Annotated in this window: 17 protein-coding genes and 1 tRNA gene; 10 read left to right on the plus strand and 8 right to left on the minus strand. The window is 42.2% G+C overall.

Annotated elements, in window-relative coordinates; translation table 11 throughout:
* The first annotated feature begins 72 nt into the window (after positions 1–72).
* A complete protein-coding gene (locus tag MTF64_RS18375; protein WP_004587481.1) occupies positions 73–1554 on the plus strand; it encodes an FMN-binding glutamate synthase family protein in 1482 nt (493 codons plus the stop codon).
* 36 nt (positions 1555–1590) lie between these two features.
* On the opposite strand, the gene mtnK is transcribed toward MTF64_RS18375, so the two are convergent.
* Positions 1591–2808: an S-methyl-5-thioribose kinase gene (mtnK, locus tag MTF64_RS18380; protein WP_055255453.1), complete on the minus strand. Its 1218-nt coding sequence runs from the start codon at positions 2806–2808 to the stop codon at positions 1591–1593.
* 128 nt (positions 2809–2936) lie between these two features.
* On the opposite strand from mtnK, the gene mtnA reads away from it, so the two are divergent.
* Complete coding sequence (gene mtnA / locus MTF64_RS18385) at positions 2937–3962, plus strand: S-methyl-5-thioribose-1-phosphate isomerase (protein ID WP_248452268.1); 1026 nt, start codon at positions 2937–2939, stop codon at positions 3960–3962.
* Positions 3963–4010: 48 nt separating this feature from the next.
* On the opposite strand, the gene MTF64_RS18390 is transcribed toward mtnA, so the two are convergent.
* Genes MTF64_RS18390 through MTF64_RS18400 form a run of 3 tightly spaced genes read right to left on the minus strand, consistent with a single transcriptional unit; the run spans position 4011 to position 5856 of the window.
* The gene (locus MTF64_RS18390) at positions 4011–4553 is read right to left on the minus strand and encodes an acireductone dioxygenase (protein WP_248452270.1); all 543 of its coding nucleotides are present in this window, start codon (positions 4551–4553) and stop codon (positions 4011–4013) included.
* Positions 4550–5233, minus strand: coding sequence for an acireductone synthase (gene mtnC / locus MTF64_RS18395; protein ID WP_121638139.1), 684 nt, complete (start codon positions 5231–5233; stop codon positions 4550–4552). Before mtnC ends, MTF64_RS18390 begins: the two co-directional genes overlap by 4 nt.
* Entirely contained in the window at positions 5233–5856 is a 624-nt protein-coding gene (locus MTF64_RS18400) for a methylthioribulose 1-phosphate dehydratase (RefSeq protein ID WP_248452273.1), read from the minus strand. The genes mtnC and MTF64_RS18400 overlap by 1 nt, the downstream gene beginning before the upstream one ends.
* A gap of 212 nt (positions 5857–6068) precedes the next feature.
* On the opposite strand from MTF64_RS18400, the gene MTF64_RS18405 reads away from it, so the two are divergent.
* From MTF64_RS18405 to MTF64_RS18415, 3 genes are all read left to right on the plus strand, one after another.
* Positions 6069–7211, plus strand: a complete 1143-nt coding sequence (locus MTF64_RS18405) for a methionine aminotransferase (RefSeq protein ID WP_248452275.1) — start codon at positions 6069–6071, stop codon at positions 7209–7211.
* Positions 7199–7972 (plus strand): amidohydrolase, encoded by a 774-nt coding sequence (locus MTF64_RS18410; RefSeq protein WP_055255456.1) that lies wholly within the window; start codon positions 7199–7201, stop codon positions 7970–7972. Before MTF64_RS18405 ends, MTF64_RS18410 begins: the two co-directional genes overlap by 13 nt.
* A 68-nt stretch (positions 7973–8040) precedes the next feature.
* On the plus strand, positions 8041–9459 hold the full coding sequence (locus MTF64_RS18415) for a mannose-1-phosphate guanylyltransferase/mannose-6-phosphate isomerase (RefSeq protein WP_248452277.1): 1419 nt from the start codon (positions 8041–8043) through the stop codon (positions 9457–9459).
* 28 nt (positions 9460–9487) lie between these two features.
* On the opposite strand, the gene MTF64_RS18420 is transcribed toward MTF64_RS18415, so the two are convergent.
* From MTF64_RS18420 to MTF64_RS18430, 3 genes are all read right to left on the minus strand, one after another.
* Positions 9488–11644, minus strand: coding sequence for an ATP-binding protein (locus MTF64_RS18420; protein WP_248452283.1), 2157 nt, complete (start codon positions 11642–11644; stop codon positions 9488–9490).
* Between the two features lie 116 nt (positions 11645–11760).
* Entirely contained in the window at positions 11761–12417 is a 657-nt protein-coding gene (locus MTF64_RS18425) for a response regulator transcription factor (RefSeq protein WP_004587492.1), read from the minus strand.
* A gap of 219 nt (positions 12418–12636) precedes the next feature.
* Complete coding sequence (locus MTF64_RS18430) at positions 12637–13008, minus strand: histidine triad nucleotide-binding protein (RefSeq protein ID WP_248452285.1); 372 nt, start codon at positions 13006–13008, stop codon at positions 12637–12639.
* An 88-nt stretch (positions 13009–13096) separates the two neighbouring features.
* Between MTF64_RS18430 and MTF64_RS18435 the strand changes: the two genes are divergently transcribed.
* Positions 13097–13708: a DUF2057 domain-containing protein gene (locus MTF64_RS18435; RefSeq protein ID WP_248452286.1), complete on the plus strand. Its 612-nt coding sequence runs from the start codon at positions 13097–13099 to the stop codon at positions 13706–13708.
* 167 nt (positions 13709–13875) lie between these two features.
* Here MTF64_RS18435 and MTF64_RS18440 read toward each other — a convergent pair whose 3' ends face one another.
* Positions 13876–15720 carry a M1 family metallopeptidase gene (locus MTF64_RS18440; RefSeq protein WP_248452288.1) on the minus strand — a complete coding sequence of 615 codons (1845 nt, stop codon included), beginning with the start codon at positions 15718–15720 and terminating at the stop codon, positions 13876–13878.
* A gap of 133 nt (positions 15721–15853) precedes the next feature.
* Between MTF64_RS18440 and murB the strand changes: the two genes are divergently transcribed.
* From murB to MTF64_RS18460, 4 genes are all read left to right on the plus strand, one after another.
* Positions 15854–16861 (plus strand): UDP-N-acetylmuramate dehydrogenase, encoded by a 1008-nt coding sequence (gene murB / locus MTF64_RS18445; RefSeq protein WP_248452291.1) that lies wholly within the window; start codon positions 15854–15856, stop codon positions 16859–16861.
* On the plus strand, positions 16861–17853 hold the full coding sequence (gene birA, locus MTF64_RS18450) for a bifunctional biotin--[acetyl-CoA-carboxylase] ligase/biotin operon repressor BirA (RefSeq protein WP_248452292.1): 993 nt from the start codon (positions 16861–16863) through the stop codon (positions 17851–17853). The genes murB and birA overlap by 1 nt, the downstream gene beginning before the upstream one ends.
* Positions 17850–18575 (plus strand): type III pantothenate kinase, encoded by a 726-nt coding sequence (locus tag MTF64_RS18455; protein WP_248452293.1) that lies wholly within the window; start codon positions 17850–17852, stop codon positions 18573–18575. Before birA ends, MTF64_RS18455 begins: the two co-directional genes overlap by 4 nt.
* 111 nt (positions 18576–18686) lie before the next feature.
* Positions 18687–18759 (plus strand) — tRNA-Thr (locus MTF64_RS18460).
* Positions 18760–18761 lie beyond the last annotated feature (2 nt).

Raw genomic sequence — 18761 nt, forward strand, 5'->3', positions numbered from 1 at the left:
CAACGAAAGGTGTTGTGTCATTTTGACGCAACACCTTTTTTATTTTTAAAAACAGCCATCAAGGGGCCTTGGATGAGCGATTTTATTATTTTTAGTATTGATGTATTTGCGAGTATTTTTATTGTTGCATTAGGATTAATTGTACTTACCGTTATTGTTTTTTATTTTCGTGATATTACTCAAACAAAGCATGCAATTAGGCGAAATTACCCGGTTATTGGTCGCTTTAGGTACTTTTTTGAGCGCCAAGGCGAGTTTTTTAGGCAGTACTTTTTTGCCCTCGATAGAGAAGAAATGCCGTTTAACCGAGCAGAGCGCAGCTGGGTGTATCGCGCTGCAAAAGATGTCGATCGTACCGCTGCATTTGGCTCCACGCAAAGCTTAGAGGTTACAGGTACAGTGATGTTTATGAACTGTGCTTTTCCTACCTTAGATGAAGAGGCGCTGGACCCAAGTAATGTAACTTTAGGCCCTTATTGTAAAACGCCGTACACCACTAACTCCTTGTTTAATATATCGGGAATGAGCTTCGGCGCGCTCTCAAAACCGGCTGTTAGAGCGTTATCAAAAGGGGCAAAATTGGCCGGCTGCTGGATGAATACCGGCGAAGGCGGGTTAAGCCCTTATCACTTAGAGGGCGGAGCTGATTTGGTGTTTCAAATTGGTACGGCTAAATATGGTGTGCGCGACGAGCTTGGAAATTTAAGTATTGATAAACTTAAAGAAATTGCGGCGCATAAAAACGTAAAAATGTTTGAGCTTAAATTAAGCCAGGGCGCCAAACCAGGTAAAGGCGGTATGTTACCAGGTAAAAAGGTTAATGCTGAAATTGCTAAAATAAGGGGCATCCCTGAGGGTAAAGATTCAATTAGCCCAAATGGGCACCCAGAGATCAAAAAGCCAAGCGACATATTAGATATGATTGCCACAGTGCGAAACGCCACAGGCAAACCTACCGGCTTTAAAGCCGTTATTGGTGATTACACATGGCTAGAAACGCTATTTGCAGAAATAAACCACCGAGGGCTTGAATCAGCACCGGATTTTATCACTATTGATAGTGCCGATGGCGGTACGGGCGCAGCGCCACAACCCTTATTAGATTCGGTAGGTTTACCGCTGCGCGAAAGCTTACCGCTGGTTGTTAATATGCTTGAAAAACACGGCTTAACAGGGCGGGTTAAAGTCATTGTTTCGGGTAAGTTAATTGTGCCCTCTAAGGTAGCATGGGCGCTTGCTTTGGGTGCTGATTTTGTTGTTTCTGCGCGTGGTCATATGTTTGCGTTAGGCTGTATACAGGCCATGCAATGTAATAAAGACACCTGCCCAACCGGTGTAACTACCCATAACGAGCGGCTACAGCGTGGGTTAAATGTTGCCGATAAAGCCCAGCGAGTTGCCAATTATAATAAATATATTCATTACGGCGCTGGCTTAATTGCCCACTCATGTGGTGTAACGAGTGCGCGGGAATTAAGGCGTAAACACGTGCGTATAGTGCAAGAAAGCGGGCTGTCGGAGCCGCTCGATAAAATTTACGAAAACTACCAATAACGGTATTAGTATAAAAAAGGCGCTTTGGCGCCTTTTTTAATTTAGTTGGCTTATTAATAAACTAAAAAAGGCATCTTTGTTGTCGCAGCTTTTGGCATTTAAAATAAGTTGCTCACCTAAGCTCAGCGTTTGTTTTTGTACTGCAAGGCGCGTATTTTCATCTTCAATGCTGTCAATATCTACCACATGCGCGAGCCCTATGGTGCGCCTAATTAGTTCTGTTCCACAATAACCTATGGCGTCTTGTAATACGGTTTTCATAAAGTACTGTGGGTAGCCCTCGGTATTAAGGGTGTGATCTGTGCTGTGGTTGGCAATTAAAGTTAACCATTGTTGCTCAAATAAATTATAGCTTTCAACAATGCAGCTAAGTAAATGCGTTTGATAGTTTCGCCGTGCTACAAACTCTTCAATATGCCCTGCTTGTGCGCAGTAATTTAATAGTAAATTGCCAATAAAAGAGCCTATATCAAAACCAACAGGGCCAAAAAAGCCAAACTCGGGGTCAATCACTTTAGTGGTATTGGTATCTACAAAAATACTGCCGCTGTGCATATCGCCGTGCAGCAATGTTTGCGGGTTAGATAAAAAATTAGCTTTTAATTTCGCAACTTCTAACTTAAGTGCCGTGTTATCACGCAAAGCGTGTACATGTGTAGTAAGTTGCTCGTCAAAGTGATTGCGTTCGTGATCTGTATACGGATCGCTAAAAAATAAATCTTCTGTAATTTGGCAAAGCTCAGGGTTAGTAAATTGCTGTACGAGGGCCTTTTTATGCTGGGCGGTTAGGTAAAAATCTGAATTATAAAACCCGGTATGGCTTAAATACGTAGCTACGTGCTCGGCTAACTTAGGAAATTGCTCCGCGTTATTTTGCGCAGTGCGCAATATTTTTAAGTGACCTAAATCTTCTAAAATAGTAAGTGCGTAAGCTTGGTTATAGTGCAGTACTTTAGCGGTGTTTTGTGGGCAAATAGCGCCATGGTTAAGTAACACTTGCGCCTCAATACGGGCTCTATCAAGCGTGAGCGGCCATGATTCACCTACACAACGAGCATAAGGCAGTGCTTGCTTTAAAATAATGCTGTTATGGTGCTCATCGCTAATTCTAAATACTAAATTAAGGTTACCGTCACCAAATTCGTACGCAGTTAAGTGTGCGCCAGCATTAAAAAAATCATACTGCTTAGAGTCAATTAGCGAGTTTACATATTCAATTGCGCGCTGCGCATTAAACGCGACATAGTTAGCCATAGTGAGTTCTCAAATAACCTTTTTGGGCATTCTATACCTTTAAATGTTTAGATGTCTACAAGTCTAACTTGAGAGTTATTCAAACTGATGTAAAATACCCTTACGCATTTTATTTAAGCAGCCTCACCATGCAAAACCTTATCGCAAGCAGTTTAAAATATGAAAACGGCACATTAAGTGTGCTTGACCAGTATTTACTTCCTCATCAGCAGGTATGGCACGAATGCCATAGTGTTGAGACGATGAAGGAGCTGATCATCAGTTTAAAAATTCGTGGCGCACCATTAATAGGCTTAGGTGCGAGTTTGCTGGTTGCTCATTTAGCGCAGCAGGGGGGAACTCAAGCGGCGCTTGCAAAAGCAATTGATGAGCTTGAAGCCACAAGGCCAACCGCTGTTAATTTAATGCATTGTATGGCTACATTAAGAGAGGCCCTTAAAAGCGATGACTTTGTAGCAGCAGTGGTGTGCAGCGCAGAGCGCCTTTTTGTTGAAGACATTGCCCTATGTGAGCGCATGGCAACGCGCGGAGCTGAGCTTATAAACAGCGGCGACAATATTTTAACCCATTGTAATACCGGCGCATTAGCGACTGCTGGTATTGGTACAGCATTAGGCGTTATTTACAAAGCGCAGCAACAACACGGCAATATACATGTGTGGGTTGATGAAACGCGGCCCTTGTTGCAAGGCGGGCGTTTAACCGCGTTCGAACTTGAGCGCTGGCAAGTACCGTATACGCTTATTTGCGATAATATGGCAGCAAGCTTAATGGCCGCAGGCAAGGTAGATAAAATAGTGGTAGGCGCCGATCGTATTGCTGCTAATGGCGACTTTGCTAATAAAGTGGGAACTTATAATTTAGCTGTATTGGCCCATTTTCATGATATTCCTTTTTATGTTGTCGCGCCTTTAACTACGCTTGATACACAAACAGCTTGCGGTAGCGATATAGCAATAGAGCAGCGAAATAGCGCAGAGGTACGCGGCGTAAGTGGCAGTTTTGGTGAGGCGCTGTGGGCACCCACTAATGCCAATGTGTATAATCCCGCATTTGATGTAACACCTGCAAAACTAATAACAGCTTGGGTGTTAGATACCGGTGTTTACAATAAAAGTGATGTAGAGAGTGGGGCGTTAACAGCGCTTAAGTAGTTTTTAAACAGCGCTCCACTTATCCCTTTGTGGAGCGTATTACTTTTGCTATGCGAGCAACGGAAACTGCTTCGCAATTTCAGACTCGGTGCTTTTTGCAACCCAGCCCTCGGTATTATTAAATAATCGAATGGCGGTAAACTCTGGGTCGCTCCCCATATCAAACCAATGTGGGGTAAGAGTTGGGACCGAAATTAAGTCACCTTGCTGGCATAATACTTGGTAAATTTTGGCATCAATATGTAGGCAAAATAACCCTTGGCCTTTTACAAAAAAGCGAACTTCGTCTTCACTATGAGTGTGCTCAAATAAAAACTTTTCTCGCATTTGTGCCGCTGCAGGATTACCTTTTGCAAGCGAAATAACATCCACCGTTTGGTAGCCATTTTGCGCTTTTAAGCGCGCTATATCATTTTTATACGCTGCAATAATTTGCTCATTTGTGGTGTGCTCATTAATGGGTGCGGTTGCTTGCCATTGTTCAAAACGTACATTTACCTTTGCTAATTGCTGAGTAATTTCGCTTAAATCGCGGGTGTTTAACAGCGCATTACTTGGATTGTTGTTAGCATAAATTGTTAATTGGCTCATGCAAATTGCTCCAATTTAACTGTGCTAAAGTCATGTACATATGGGTGCGCGCTATGTGCTTGGCCATCACGGATTAAGTGCAAGGTTTTAAGCCCTGCGGCTTTGGCTGCATCAAGCTCACCTGCCACATCACTTAAAAACAAGATTTCGTTAGCACTAAAAGGGAGCTGATTAACTATAGTGTTATAGGCGGCTTGCTCTTGCTTTGCGCCGACTTTGGTATCAAAAAAATCGTTAAACAGGGGGCGAATATCGCCATAGTCACTGTATTTAAAGAGTAACTGCTGCGCCCTTACCGAGCCTGATGAATACACATAGAGTGCGGTGCCTTGAGCATGCTGAGCTTGTAAAAACTCAAACGCATCTGCGTATAGGTGGCCTTTAAAATCACCGTGCTCGTAGCCCGTTTGCCAAATTAGCCCTTGTATTTGCTTTAAAGGGGTAATTTTTTTATCTTCTTCAATCCACTTTAGTAACACGCTAATGACATTTTCTATATCGGCATCTGGCTCATTAATAATGGCTTTAACAGCCGCTATTTGCTCAGCGACATGGGTTTTATTTTCGTTTAAGCGCATAAACGTTGCTAGTTGTTTAGCTGCATACGGAAACAGCACCTCTTTTACAAATGAGATACGTGTTATGGTGCCTTCAATATCAGTTAAAATTGCTTTTATCATTATAGCTGTGCCCCAATACCTTCTATTTTTAACCGTTCCAGCTCGCAACAAAATAAAAACTCTAACCCTTCTAAATGGCGAAGTGCTTGCTTGTAATTACGCCCTACTACATAAACGCCATGCCCACGAATTAACACTGCATGCTCAATGGGTGTATGTAAGTGGTGATCGCTAAGCAGCAAGCTTAAGCGGTCTATGTCTTGGTCGTTTTCAAAAATAGGAATGCTGAGCGTATCTAAATGCGAGGTTACCCCACTGAGTGACTTTTGCATTTCGTAACCGCTTAAATTTAATGCATGGCTTTTAATTACACGCGATAGTACGGTGGCTGCTACTGAGTGAGTATGCAGTACCACGTTTGCGTGCGGAATAAGCTTATACATGCCTAGGTGCAGTTGCGTTTCGGCCGATGGGTTGCCAGCACCTTTAGTGCGATTACCTTGATGATCAAGCTCAATGAATGTGTGTGTACCGAGCTGACCTTTATCAAAGCCGCTAGCGGTAACCACATACCCTGTTGCGGTGCGCGCCGAAAAATTTCCGCCGGTGGCGGGAACCCAGCCTTTTTGACTGATCCATTTTCCGGCTTCAATAAGTTGCGAAATAGCGGTATTGTTGTGCATACATTCCTCACCAATGAGTGTAATACCAATGCGTAATAATACTTAATGCGTTTGAGGCGCTAAACCAAACGCGAGCTGCGTTTTTGCTACCTCAAAATAGCTCAGTTAATTAAGCAAATTGATATAAAGCTATTTAATTTTAGACGGCTATACTTCTGTTTTAAGCAATGATAGCATCGCTTTAAGCGCAAAACCATCATTAAGGGCCTGTCGTGTTTGAAAGTAAATTACCAAATTTAAGTGTTAGTATATTTAGCCAAATGAGTGGCTTGGCAAGTCAGCATTCGGCAATAAATTTATCGCAGGGTTTTCCTGAGTTTGATGCGCCAGAACTACTGAAAAACCAGCTAAATTTTTATGTTCAGCAAGGGGTTAATCAATATTCGCCATCCAGTGGTGTGCCCCGTTTACAGCAACAAATAGCAAATTTAGTTTCGCGTAAATACGCGGCTAACATTGATGCAGCTGAGCAAGTTACGGTAACGTCGGGCGCCACCGAAGCATTATTTGTGGCTATTCAAACTATAGTACGCCCCGATGATGAAGTCATTGTGTTTGACCCCGCTTATGACTCTTACCAGCCTGCCATTGAGCTTGCTGGCGGTAAAACAGTTCATATTGCATTGCATGCCCCCGATTATGCTATTGATTGGCAAGCTGTTCGCAGTGCAGTGAGCAAAAGCACGCGCGCTATAATTATTAATACGCCACACAATCCAAGCGGAAAAATACTTAAAAGTGATGATATAAACGCGCTCAAATCGTTAGTAAGCGATCACGATTTATATGTAATAAGTGATGAAGTTTACGAACACATTACCTTTGATGGCGATAAGCACTTAAGCATGCTTTGTGATGAGCAACTACGTGAAAAAAGCTTTGTTATATCAAGCTTTGGCAAAACCTTTCACAGTACCGGCTGGAAAATGGGGTACTGTATTGCGCCTGCACCACTTGCTATTGAATTTAGAAAGATACACCAGTACGTTACCTTTTCAAGCTTTACACCTGCACAACACGCATTGGCCGACATGCTTGAACAACAAGGCGAGCATGTCGATGAGCTGAGTAATTTTTATCAGCAAAAGCGCGACTTACTGGCACAGCACTTAAGTGACAGCCGTTTTAATATTTTACCAAGCCAAGGTACGTACTTTTTATTGCTCGATTACAGTGAAGTGTCTGATCTTAAGGATGTGGATTTTTGCCACTGGTTAGTAGAGCAAGCTGGGGTTGCTGCTATTCCTTTAAGTGTGTTTTATAAGCAACCTTCAAATGATAAAGTGATTCGACTGTGTTTTGCTAAAAACGATGAAACCTTAATAGAGGCCGCGCAAATATTATGTCAACTTTAACGCTTACACTCGTTCAAAGTGCGCTGCATTGGCTTGATAAAGACGCCAATTTAGCCATGTTTGATAAAAAATTAGCAGCGATGAGCGCTCAACCTGATTTAATTTTACTACCCGAAACCTTCGCCACAGGCTTTGCTATTAATCTTGATTGCGCAGAGCCCGAAAATGGCAAAGTGTTGAGCTGGCTAAAAACCCAAGCACATAAACATAAAGCCGTTATTGCAGGTTCGGTTTTGGTTGCTCAAGGCGATAAAAAAGCGAATCGCTTTTATTGGGTGACGCCAAGTGGCGAGGTAAATTATTACGATAAACGTCATTTATTTCGCTTAGGCAGTGAGGGCGATTACGTTGTGGCAGGGCAAGCACGTAAAACGTTTGAAATTAACGGTTTTAAGTTACTGCCGCAAGTATGTTACGACTTGCGCTTTCCGGTTTTTCAGCGCAACAATAATGATTACGATGTAATGATAAACGTTGCTAACTGGCCTGCAGTTCGTCGCCATATTTGGGATACGCTATTAATGGCGCGCGCTATGGAAAACCTATGTTATGTAGTAGCCGTTAACCGTGTTGGCGATGATGGCAATGGTGTTGCGCACAATGGCGGCACGGCTGTATACGACTTTAAAGGCGATACAATCGCCAAAGCAAAAGACAATACACAAGAGTTACTTACCGTAACACTTGAAAAAGCACCGCTCGATGATTTTAAAGCCTCGTTTCCTGCTTACTTAGATGCCGACGCGTTTACCTTGGTATAAATCGTTAAGCATTAGCGCCTAGCCAATAAAGTGCTAAAATAGCCGCTGATATGTTTATTGGCGGCTTTATGAATACAACCCTTATTACACCGGTAATTTTAGCGGGCGGCATTGGCACACGGTTATGGCCGCTTTCTCGCCAAGCTATGCCTAAGCAATTTTTATCTCTGCTTGATAACAAACACTCACTATTACAAAGCACGTTAGCGCGTGTGTCGGGCAAGGGGTTTGCAAAGCCAATACTTGTTTGTAACGAACAGCACCGCTTTATTGCTGCTGAGCAAAGTGCACAGGCCGCTCCTCATGCACTTTTGTTAGAGCCGCAGGGTAAAAATACCGCGCCGGCTATTGCGCTGGCAGCACACTACGCTTTACAGCAAGGCATAACCGGGCCAATACTGGTGATGCCTGCCGATCATCATATATCCAACTTTACTGAGCTCACCCTTAAATTAAATGATGCAATTGAATTAGCCCAGCAAGGTATGTTGGTCACGTTTTCAATTACACCAACACAGCCCCACACTGGGTTTGGCTACATTAAGCAAGGTAGTAAAATAGTAGGCTCAAATTGCTATAAAGTGGCTGAATTTAAAGAGAAGCCAAGCTTGGCTACCGCTGAGCATTATTTAACTCAAGGCGGTTATAGCTGGAATAGCGGGATGTTTTTATTTACACCACAAGCCTATTTAAATGAGCTAGAACGCTTTGCCCCAAAAATTGCACACAGTGTAAGTGAGGCGGCTAATTTCTCTGACGATTTAGGGTTTACAAGGCCGGTAAGTGAGCCACTTAAAACCTGCCCAAGTGACTCTATCGATTACGCCATCTTAGAGCGTAGTAATAATGTAGCAGTGCTGCCTGTTGCTCTTAATTGGAGTGATGTAGGCAGCTTTAGTGCCTTGGCTAGCCTTATTAAAAAAGATGCACATGGCAATAATGAAAACGATAGCCATACCGCGCAAAACAGTACTAATAATTTTGTTATAAGCGAAGACGATCACAGCGTTGCTACCCTTGGGGTTAGCGACTTAGCTATTATTCATACCCACGATGCTACCCTCGTTGCCAATAAAAACAAGCTCGATGGTCTGCCTTTATTGCTCAAGCAATTAGCGGTTAGCCAAAGTGATAAACTCAATCATCATCAGGTTGTGTATCGGCCATGGGGCAATTACCGCACTTTGGTTGAAGGTGGTGGTTTTAAAGTTAAAAAAATAACCGTTAATAGCGGTGCTAAACTTTCAACGCAGCGCCATCAGCATCGTGCAGAGCATTGGGTGGTGGTATCGGGTATTGCTGATGTTCGTATTGATAAGCAAGCATTAACACTTAGCCACGACCAATCTTGCTACATTGCAGCAAAACAAATACACAGCTTAGCGAACAATCAAAAAGAGCCGCTAATTGTCATTGAAGTACAAACTGGCGCCGTACTAGATGAAAGTGACATAGAGCGTTTTGATGATAAGTATGGAAGAGAGTAAACAGCTTAATCTGCAATAGAAAAGCCCATTAACTCAACTGCCCGCGCACATACTTTAAGTATTGTTCTAGGCTGCGCTGCCATAGCTCTAACGCCTCATCTAACAGGTTGTTATGGGGTTTGTTATCAAGCAAGCGGCGCTCTATTTTTTTAAGCTCAATACCGTAACGGTTAAAGCCTAATTGCAGCGCGGTGCTTGCTTGGCGGTGCAATAATTTAATGCACTGCTCTGGTTGCTGGTCAATAAGTTCTTGGCATCGGGTTAGTTTAGTCCGTGCTGAGAGTACAAATTCATTGTAAATCGACGACACTTCATCCTCACTAAATGAGCTGGTTAGTGTTTCTGCTGCGGTTTCGTCGTATAATGTGTCTACTAGCTCTACAGCAATATTTGCAGTTTGATTGGATTGTGAATCACTCAGTGCTTGGCGAAGCTTTTGCTGCTTAATTGGTTTGCCTACTATGTCTTTTATTCCCAGAGCTAAGTATTCTTTTACCTCGTCAGGGCTTAAGCTTGCTGTAAAAGCCAGTACGGGCGTGCGCTGGTTTTTATGCTCCAAACGCTGCAGTCGTTTTAATACCTCTTGGCCGGTAAAGTCTGGCAGGTTCATATCCAGTAAAATAACGTCAAAGTGATGCGTTTGCAGCAGTTCAATAGCGCTTTTACCATCTTTGGCGAGCTTTATTTTATGCTCATCTTCGGCCATAAATTCAATGGCAATTTTTTGATTTAAATCTAAATCTTCGACTAGCAGTACTTCAAGGCCGGTTAAGTAGTCTTTGTTTTGATGGCGCTGCTCTACCAAGCTAAGCTCCCCTAGCGTAAAGGTGGTAGTAAAGCTAAATACGCTACCAGTGCCTAGTTGACTGGTTATTTCTAAACGGCTGCCTAGCTTTTCTAGTAAGCGGCTGGTGATGGCAAGCCCAAGGCCGGTGCCGCCTTTTTCTTTGCCGGCGCTACTTTGTACATAGGGTTCGGTTAAGTAGGCTATTTCGTCTTTTTCGATACCGGGGCCTGAGTCTTTAACGCTAATTTTTATGGTGTGCTCAAGCTGCCTATCGCTTATTAAATCAACCTGAATTTTTACTATACCGTGGTCGGTAAATTTAATGGCGTTACCAACAAGGTTAATAATAATTTGCCTTAATTTTTGCTGATCGCAGTAGTAACAGGCTTGTTCAGGGATATTACATACCAGTTCAAACTTAAGCTGCTTTTGCTCCGCCAATGGGCTGAGTAATAAACATAAATTGTTTAACCAGGTTTTAAATTCAATGTCTTCTTCGTAAAGTGCTTCATCACTTTGATCTAGGCTTGCGTAGTCGAGCACTTTATCAACCAGTAAATTTAACGACTCGGCCGAATTAATAATGGCCTCACAATAGGCTTTATTGCGGGTGTCGGTGCTTTGGTTCATAACCAATTGGGCGCTGCCTAATATGCCATTAAGAGGGGTGCGAATTTCATGGCTAATAGTTGATAAAAACAGGCCTCTAATTTCTAAATCTTTTTGGGCTTTGTCGGCCAGCTTGTTAAGATTTTTTTCTCTGCGTTCATTACACAAAAGCGCCATACCAGCGGCATAAAACATAGGTGCAATAACGCCATTTAAAAACAGTAAGCTGCTAAACCATGGGCTTTGCAATAGCAGGGGTTGTTCAATATTAACCATAAATAGTGAGCGGCTAATAAAGCTCAGGCCAACTAAAGTTAATATTAAAATGTAAACAATGGTGCCATTTGGGTAGGTTTTTCGGGCATATTTAATAAATAAAAACAGCAAAAAAGTGGCTTCTGCAATGTGCTGTACATCCGAGACGTAAATACGCTCGCGTAAAGAAGGGTCAATAAAAGAATAATACCCCAACATTACGGCGCTAAACGCGGTAAAGGAGCACAGTAGCTTAAAGCCAATACCCCTATAATCTAAAAATTGGCATATAGCCAAGCTGTGCACAATTGATGCGCCAAACATCATACTGCTGGCAATACTAATCACAATAAGGTTGTGCGTTTTGCCAATAAGCGTAAAGCCAATTACTGCGCCTAGTAATAAAACCGGGTAAAAAATATAAAGCAGAGTACCTGGGGTACTTTTGTTGGTACGCCATGTTAAAAAGTTAAGAAGGGTCATTACAATAATAACGGCAATGCTGGCAAAAAAGAGGGTAAATGAGTCGAGCATAGAGGTTCCAGCAATGGGTACTTTAAATAGAGTAATAAAAAGCGATTAATTTAACAAGCATGCAGCATAAACAAAAACAGGCACCATAAGTGCCTATTTTTAAATTACGAAATTGATTAACGAATTTCGTCTGGAATGTTTTGTTGAGCCCAAGATAGTAGCTCAATACGGTTACGACATTTAGTTTTTCTAAATGCGCTGTATAAATGTGTTTTAACTGTGTGCGGGCTGATGCTTAAATCTTCAGCAATTTCTTTGTTTTTAGAACCCTTACTCATTAACGAGATTATTGCTTTTTCTCGTTTAGTGAGTTTAATTGGCTCTATGTCGCCTTCGGTCAGCTTGTGTAGTGCGTCTTTATTAAACTGCAGCATGCGGTTTAATGCATTACACATAATGTCACGTCTGTACCAAAGCTGATCTTCTAAAAGTAAGCGAATACCTTTCATTAATACATCAGCGTTATCTGTCGTATAAAACACGCCACGAATACCGCTCAAAAGCGCGCGGTTAGCGAGCTCTGGGTTTTCGTCTAGGTTAAATAATACGATATCGCACTTGGTGCGCAGGTTAACTAGCTGTTCTTTTAGTTTACCCCATGCATCGTTACTTGATGTTTCAATGAACAGTAATCGAGTCCCTTCTGGTACATCTAAAATATTTGTACCCGTGGTTACGTCAAGGCCTTGCGTTTTTAACAAAGGTTCTAAAACGTTAATGCCAATGGTGTTAATTGGCTCTTGATCTAATAACAAAAAGGCTGAACTGCTCATGTTTTTATACTCTTTTTATAAAGCTGACTAGTTAAGTTTATCACGACTTCCACACCTTTTGTATTAGAAAGTCGGGTTTCGCCTTGTGAACAAGTACGATTTTACGATTATTTAAACATAAAATGTTGCAAATAAGTAATTATTTTTCACTTTATATACATGATAAACCATAACATTTGTAACTAGCTAAATACTAATAATTCCAGTGAATTTTTATTATTAAATTTTTAATTTTTTAGCTTCTTGATACGGAGGCCAGCCCATTTCTTTGCCTGCAAGCATATGTAAATGTATGTGATACACGGTTTGCCCGCCGTGTTTATTGCAGTTCATTACTACTCTGTAGCCATCGTCACTAAAGTTAAATTGCTTGGCTAATTTAGCAGCAATCTCGTATAAATTTCCAACTAAATGTGAGTTTTCGCTATTAATATCATTGATAGTGGCAATTGCTTTTTTTGGAATAATTAACACATGAAAAGGAGCTTGCGGGTTTATATCTTTAAATGCAAGGGTAGTGTCGTCTTCGTAAATAATGTCGGCAGGTATTTCGCGGTTAATAATTTTTGTAAATATTGTCTCTGTGCTCATAATCGTTTCAGTGTAAGGGTTGAATTTAAAGTCACTAATGACAAATTTTGTTTGCAGTGTCAAACTCAAAACAAATAAAGGAGTTTTTATGCGTAAACCAATGTTAATAACTGCAGCTGCGGCACTATTGATGAGTATGTCAGTAAGTGCCGGAAATATTCACTTTCCTGAAGAGTTAGTGCCTTTACAAGTCGGCGAAAGAGTGATTGAAAGCTCTCTATTTAGCCGCGTTGACGATATTGAACTTGCCCCTGGGTCTTATCGATTAAAATTAAAATACACCGATTTATACGAGCTAGGCTTTGACGACCATGAGGTAATAGAGTCTGAACCGTTTTGGGTAGATATTACTATTGACGATAACAAAGACTACGACATGGTGTTTAATCGTGCCGATAACGCGGTATCAGCGAAAATATTTGCTGAGGCACCACAGGTAAGTTTAAAAGCAAAGGGCGCATCTGTGGCACAGCCGCTTAGTGTTATTTCAAATACACAGCTTGCAAGTCAAAAGCCTGCTTTACAAAATACGGTGCCAGCGGGTCCAACGCGTCCAAGCCAACCTATAAAGCCTATTGCGCCTATTAATGGCAAAGGCATGCCAAGTGCACCGCAAATGCTAGAATTTTGGTGGCAGCAAGCCACGCTTGCTGAGCGAAAAGCCTTTTTAGAAAAGGTAACGAACCAAGGCGCTGAGTAATAAACTTATCTCAAGCTACTAATGTTAAGCGCTAACTGCGCTGAGCTTAGTTACAGTTTTTAGCTTGAGAAAATTACAGTATTAAAAAGGCCGATAAATCGGCCTTTTTAATGGTTTTGCTGCTTTACCCTAAAGGTGTGAACACCTTTAGGGATGGCACAGGTTGCTTATTTATCAAATAAAGCGTCAATGGTGCCTTGTGCAAGTGGGTGGTAGCCTGGGCGTGCTTTGATGTATACATCGTGTGCCCACTCACGCTTACCATTTTTAATAAGTGCTTTGTATAACGGCACAATTAATTTACGGCGGCCAATACCTGATAAGTGCTTATCAAGCGCTGGGTAAATAGGTTGGTAACCATTACCTACCGCTAACATAAACCATGCAAACGCGCGCTCTGCATTGGTTGATTGCGTTAAGTTAAATTGCTTATCAAGCTCGCTCATTTTATCTAAGCTTAAATCACGTGGTAGGTTATTTAAAAAGTGTAACCACTCGTGCACTGTCCATTGAGCCGTAGGTAATTGTGCTGCGCTTGTTTCACCTTTTAACCATGCTGCGCTTGCTGTATCTACTTTATCAAACGCATCCGATGTTGGGTTAGGTGCATCGCTTGGTAAACCTGGCTCAAAAATCCACTCATTCACTTTATCCATGCTTACAACGCCTGGATATTTTTCAATTAAGTTAGCTTTTAAGTAAGTAACAAATTGCGCAGTAGTCAGTGATTTAAATGCAAACTCATTAAAGTAGGTCTTAACAAAGTCATCAAACTTATCTCGGCCGTATTTTTCTTCTAGGTAGATTAAAAATAGCTGCCCTTTAGTGTATGGCACTGAGCTAAATGCATCATCTGGATCGCGGCCATTAAGTTTTAAATTAAGGCGCGTATCGGGTGCATCAATGGTTTTAAGCTGAGCACGTAAGCCTGCTGCATCTAAAGCTTGCTCCATTACGGCGCGGTCGCGGCCAAACACTTCTTCCATAATGCGGTTTTCAACGTAAGAGGTAAAACCTTCGTTTAACCATAAATCTTCCCACGTAGCGTTGGTAACTAAGTTACCAGACCAAGAGTGTGCAAGCTCATGCGCAATAAGGTTTACTAAGCTTTTATCGCCAGCAACTACGGTAGGGGTAATAAACGAAAGACGCGGGTTTTCCATGCCTCCAAACGGAAAGCTAGGCGGTAACATTAATAAATCGTAACGGCCCCATGCATACTCACCATACATTTCGTTGGTTTTGTCGATCATGGCTTGGGTGTCGTTAAACTCGGCAACCGAAGCGTCTAAAATTTCAGGCTCGGCAAATATACCTGTTTGTTTTGACATGGCTTTGAATTCTAAATTACCTGCACCAATCGCAATTAAGTACGGCGAAATAGCTTGTGGCATCTCAAAGTGGTAGTCGCCATCTTTGTATAGTGCGTCTTTGTTATCAGCGCTCATTACGGCACGTATATCTTTTGCTGTATGAATACGGGCAGAGTAAGTAACGCGCATGGCAGGGGTATCTTGTACTGGTAACCAGCTACGAGCGTGAATAGCCTGCGATTGGCTGTACATAAACGGGTGCGTTTTGCTGGCTGTTTGCTCTGGTGTTAACCATTGCAGGCCAGATGCTTCTGGGCGGCTGTTGTAGTAAATACGTACTTTTGGCGCTTGGCTTTTTAAAGTAATTGTTAGTTTTGAGCCTTTAACATCATCGCGATCTGCCAGTGTAAATTTAGCTTTGTGCCAATCGCCCGAGGTGTCTTGGTACATTACTTTATCAATGTCTAAGTCGCGGGTATCAAGTACCAGCTTTTTACTCGTGTCATTGTTCCACTTTAGCGTGTGCTCAACAAAACCTTCTAATTGCTTGTCGGCAAAATCGACATCTAAATCAAGGTTTAAGTGTGTTGTTACCACATCATCTAGGTTGGCGTATGAGTTTTGATCAATCGCGTTTGCCATTGCTTGCGAGCACATACCGGCCATAGCGAGGCTTAAAAAAAGAGGTTTAATTTTCATAAAATACCCTGAACACTAATAATAAGTGCAGGTTTTATATCATGATTGATACAGCGGGTTGAGTGATTTTTACATTCTTTGCGACAATAAGGTAAACTACTGCGATTAGTTACCAGTACACTCAGAGACCTTTGTGGCGCACTCATTAAAACCTTTACATACCTTTGCACTAAACAATCAATGCCAGCATTTTGTTGAAATAACCTCGGTTGAGCAACTTAAAGCACACCGTTTTAGTGCTCCGTTTTGTTTATTAGGGGAAGGTAGCAACACAATATTTTTAGAAAACTACGCAGGCACCGTAATTAAAATGGCCACTAAGGGCATTACTATTACCGAGCGTGAAAATGACGTATTAGTGAGTGCAGCTGCGGGCGAGAACTGGCATAACCTAGTAAGCTATTTACTTGATAAAAATATTGCAGGGCTTGAAAACCTAGCGCTTATTCCGGGCACTGTTGGGGCGTCGCCGGTACAAAACATTGGTGCTTATGGTGTTGAGCTCGCTCAATTTGTAGAGTCGGTTGAATACATTGATATAGCCACAAAAACCAAGGTGACTTTAACTAACGCACAGTGTGAGTTTGCTTATCGTGACTCTATTTTTAAACATGCTTTAAAAAACAAAGCGGTGATCACTCAAGTTAATTTAGCGCTCCCTAAGAAGTGGCAGCCAGTTTTAAGTTATGGCCCACTCAAAGTATTGCAAAATCCCACCCCTAAAATGGTATTTGAGCAGGTTATTGAAATTCGTAACGCTAAGCTGCCAAACCCATACACTTTAGCCAATGCGGGTAGCTTTTTTAAAAATCCGATTATTAGCAATGCGCGTTTAGAAGCGCTGCTTGTGCGGTTTAATGATTTACCGCATTACCCCTATGGGGAAAGCCATCACAAAGTGGCGGCAGGTTGGCTAATTGACCAAGCGGGCTTGAAGGGCTTTACAGTAGCAGGGATTGAGGTGCATCAGCAGCAGGCGCTGGTATTAGTTAATCATGGTGATAGTAAAGGAAGCGATTTAATCACTATGATCACGCATATACAAAATACGGTGTTTGCACGTTACGGCATAATGCTAGAGCACGAAGTAAGGCTTATAAACACAAATAGTGAATGCCATATTATTACGGAGCACGCGTAATGAAAGCACCAGATGGAAATAAACTAGCTATATTAAATGCACTTAACCAAGGTGGCTTTGTATCGGGCCAAGTCCTTGGCGAGCAGCTGGGTATAAGCCGTGCTGCAGTGAGTAAACATATTCAAACACTGCAAGGCATGGGGCTCGATATATTTAAAGTGACGGGTAAAGGTTACAGTTTAAACAATGCGGTGGGATTGCTAAACCAAGCCGATATAACCAAACATTACCACGCATTAGGTGCCAATACAGCCCAAGTAGAAGTACACCCTATTATAGATTCAACCAACAGCGAGCTAATGCGCCGTATTCAAAATAAAGTCGCGCTTGAGTCTGGCACTGTTGTGGTTGCCGAAATGCAGCAAGCCGGGCGCGGAAGGCGAGGCCGGGTATGGCAATCTCCGTTTGGCGCCAATTTATATTACAGTTATTTTTGGCGCTTAGATGATGGCCTGCAAGCTGCTATGGGCGTATCAATTGCAGTAGGGCTTGCGGTATACGATGCTATAAAAGCACTTTACGATATAGACATTGAACTTAAATGGCCAAACGACATATATATAAATAAGCAAAAACTAGCCGGAGTATTAGTTGAGCTAGATGGGCAACCGCAAGGCCCTTGTCAGCTAGTCATTGGTATTGGCATTAATCTACAAATGCCGCAAAACACCAGCGAACAGATTGACCAAGCATGGACTGATTTAAGCCAACACACCACCGTGCTTGATAAAAACCAGTTAGTTGCTTCGCTTACCTTTTATTTAGAGCAGCGCTTGGCAGATTACCAACAAGACGGGCTAAACAGCATGTACGCACAGTGGAACGCCCTAAACGCCTTTGCAGGAGAATGCGTAGAGCTAAATACGGGACACAGAAGCTGGCGGGGTATTTGTGAGGGTATTGATCAGCACGGCGGAATACGTATTCGCCAAGACGGCGAAGTTAAAAGTTACTATGGTGGCGAAATCTCGTTAAGAAAGGCCGAATTATGAAACTGCTAATAGATGTAGGTAATACGTCATTAAAAGCGGCCTTATGGCGCGAGCAACAAGCAACGCCCGTTTCTATGAGCGACGTGCCGTGGCAAGCAATAACTGAGGTTGTGTATGCTTGTGTAGGTAATAGTGAATTATTAAATGACGCGCTCACATTAGCCGCCAAAAAAAGTATTCCGTGTTTTGAGGCGCATGTTAGTAAAAATCTCAGTGGCTTAAGCTGCGCATATGAACAGGTTAGCAATTTAGGTATTGACCGCTGGCTTGCGCTGGTGGCAGGTTTTACACTTTACCCAAACAGAGCGAGTCTTATTGTTGATGCTGGCACTGCAACCACTATCGATGTACTGAGCGGCGAAGGCGAGCACTTAGGAGGCTGGATATTGCCCGGCCTTGATTTAATGACTCGCTCATTAACACAAAATACTCACCGCGTGTTTGATGATGCCAATACCCCCTTTTTAAACGAGCTAGGTAAAAACACACCCAATGGATTAAAAAATGGCGCGCTGGTGGCAACATTAGGCGCTATTGAACAGGCCAAATATCAACTTAAACACGTAACAGGCGAACAAAAACCACAAATTTTGTGCGCCGGAGGTTACGGTTTACTGTTACAGCAACAAATAAGTGGCAGTATTTTTGATTCTTTATTGGTTATGAAAGGATTAAATTATTGGCATGAGCTAAGTAAAAACGACGAAAAACAGCAAAATTAAGCACTTTTGCATGAATTGTGAGCATTTAAGCTAAAAAATTACATTTTTTTTAATTTTATAGTTGCATCATAATAAACCTTACTCTAATATCTCGCCCCGTACTAAAGCAGTGCCGACTTAGCTCAGCTGGTAGAGCAACTGACTTGTAATCAGTAGGTCAACCGTTCGACTCGGTTAGTCGGCACC

Source organism: Pseudoalteromonas sp. 2CM41L (genome assembly GCF_023161905.1).
GTDB classification, from domain to species: Bacteria; Pseudomonadota; Gammaproteobacteria; order Enterobacterales; family Alteromonadaceae; genus Pseudoalteromonas; species Pseudoalteromonas atlantica.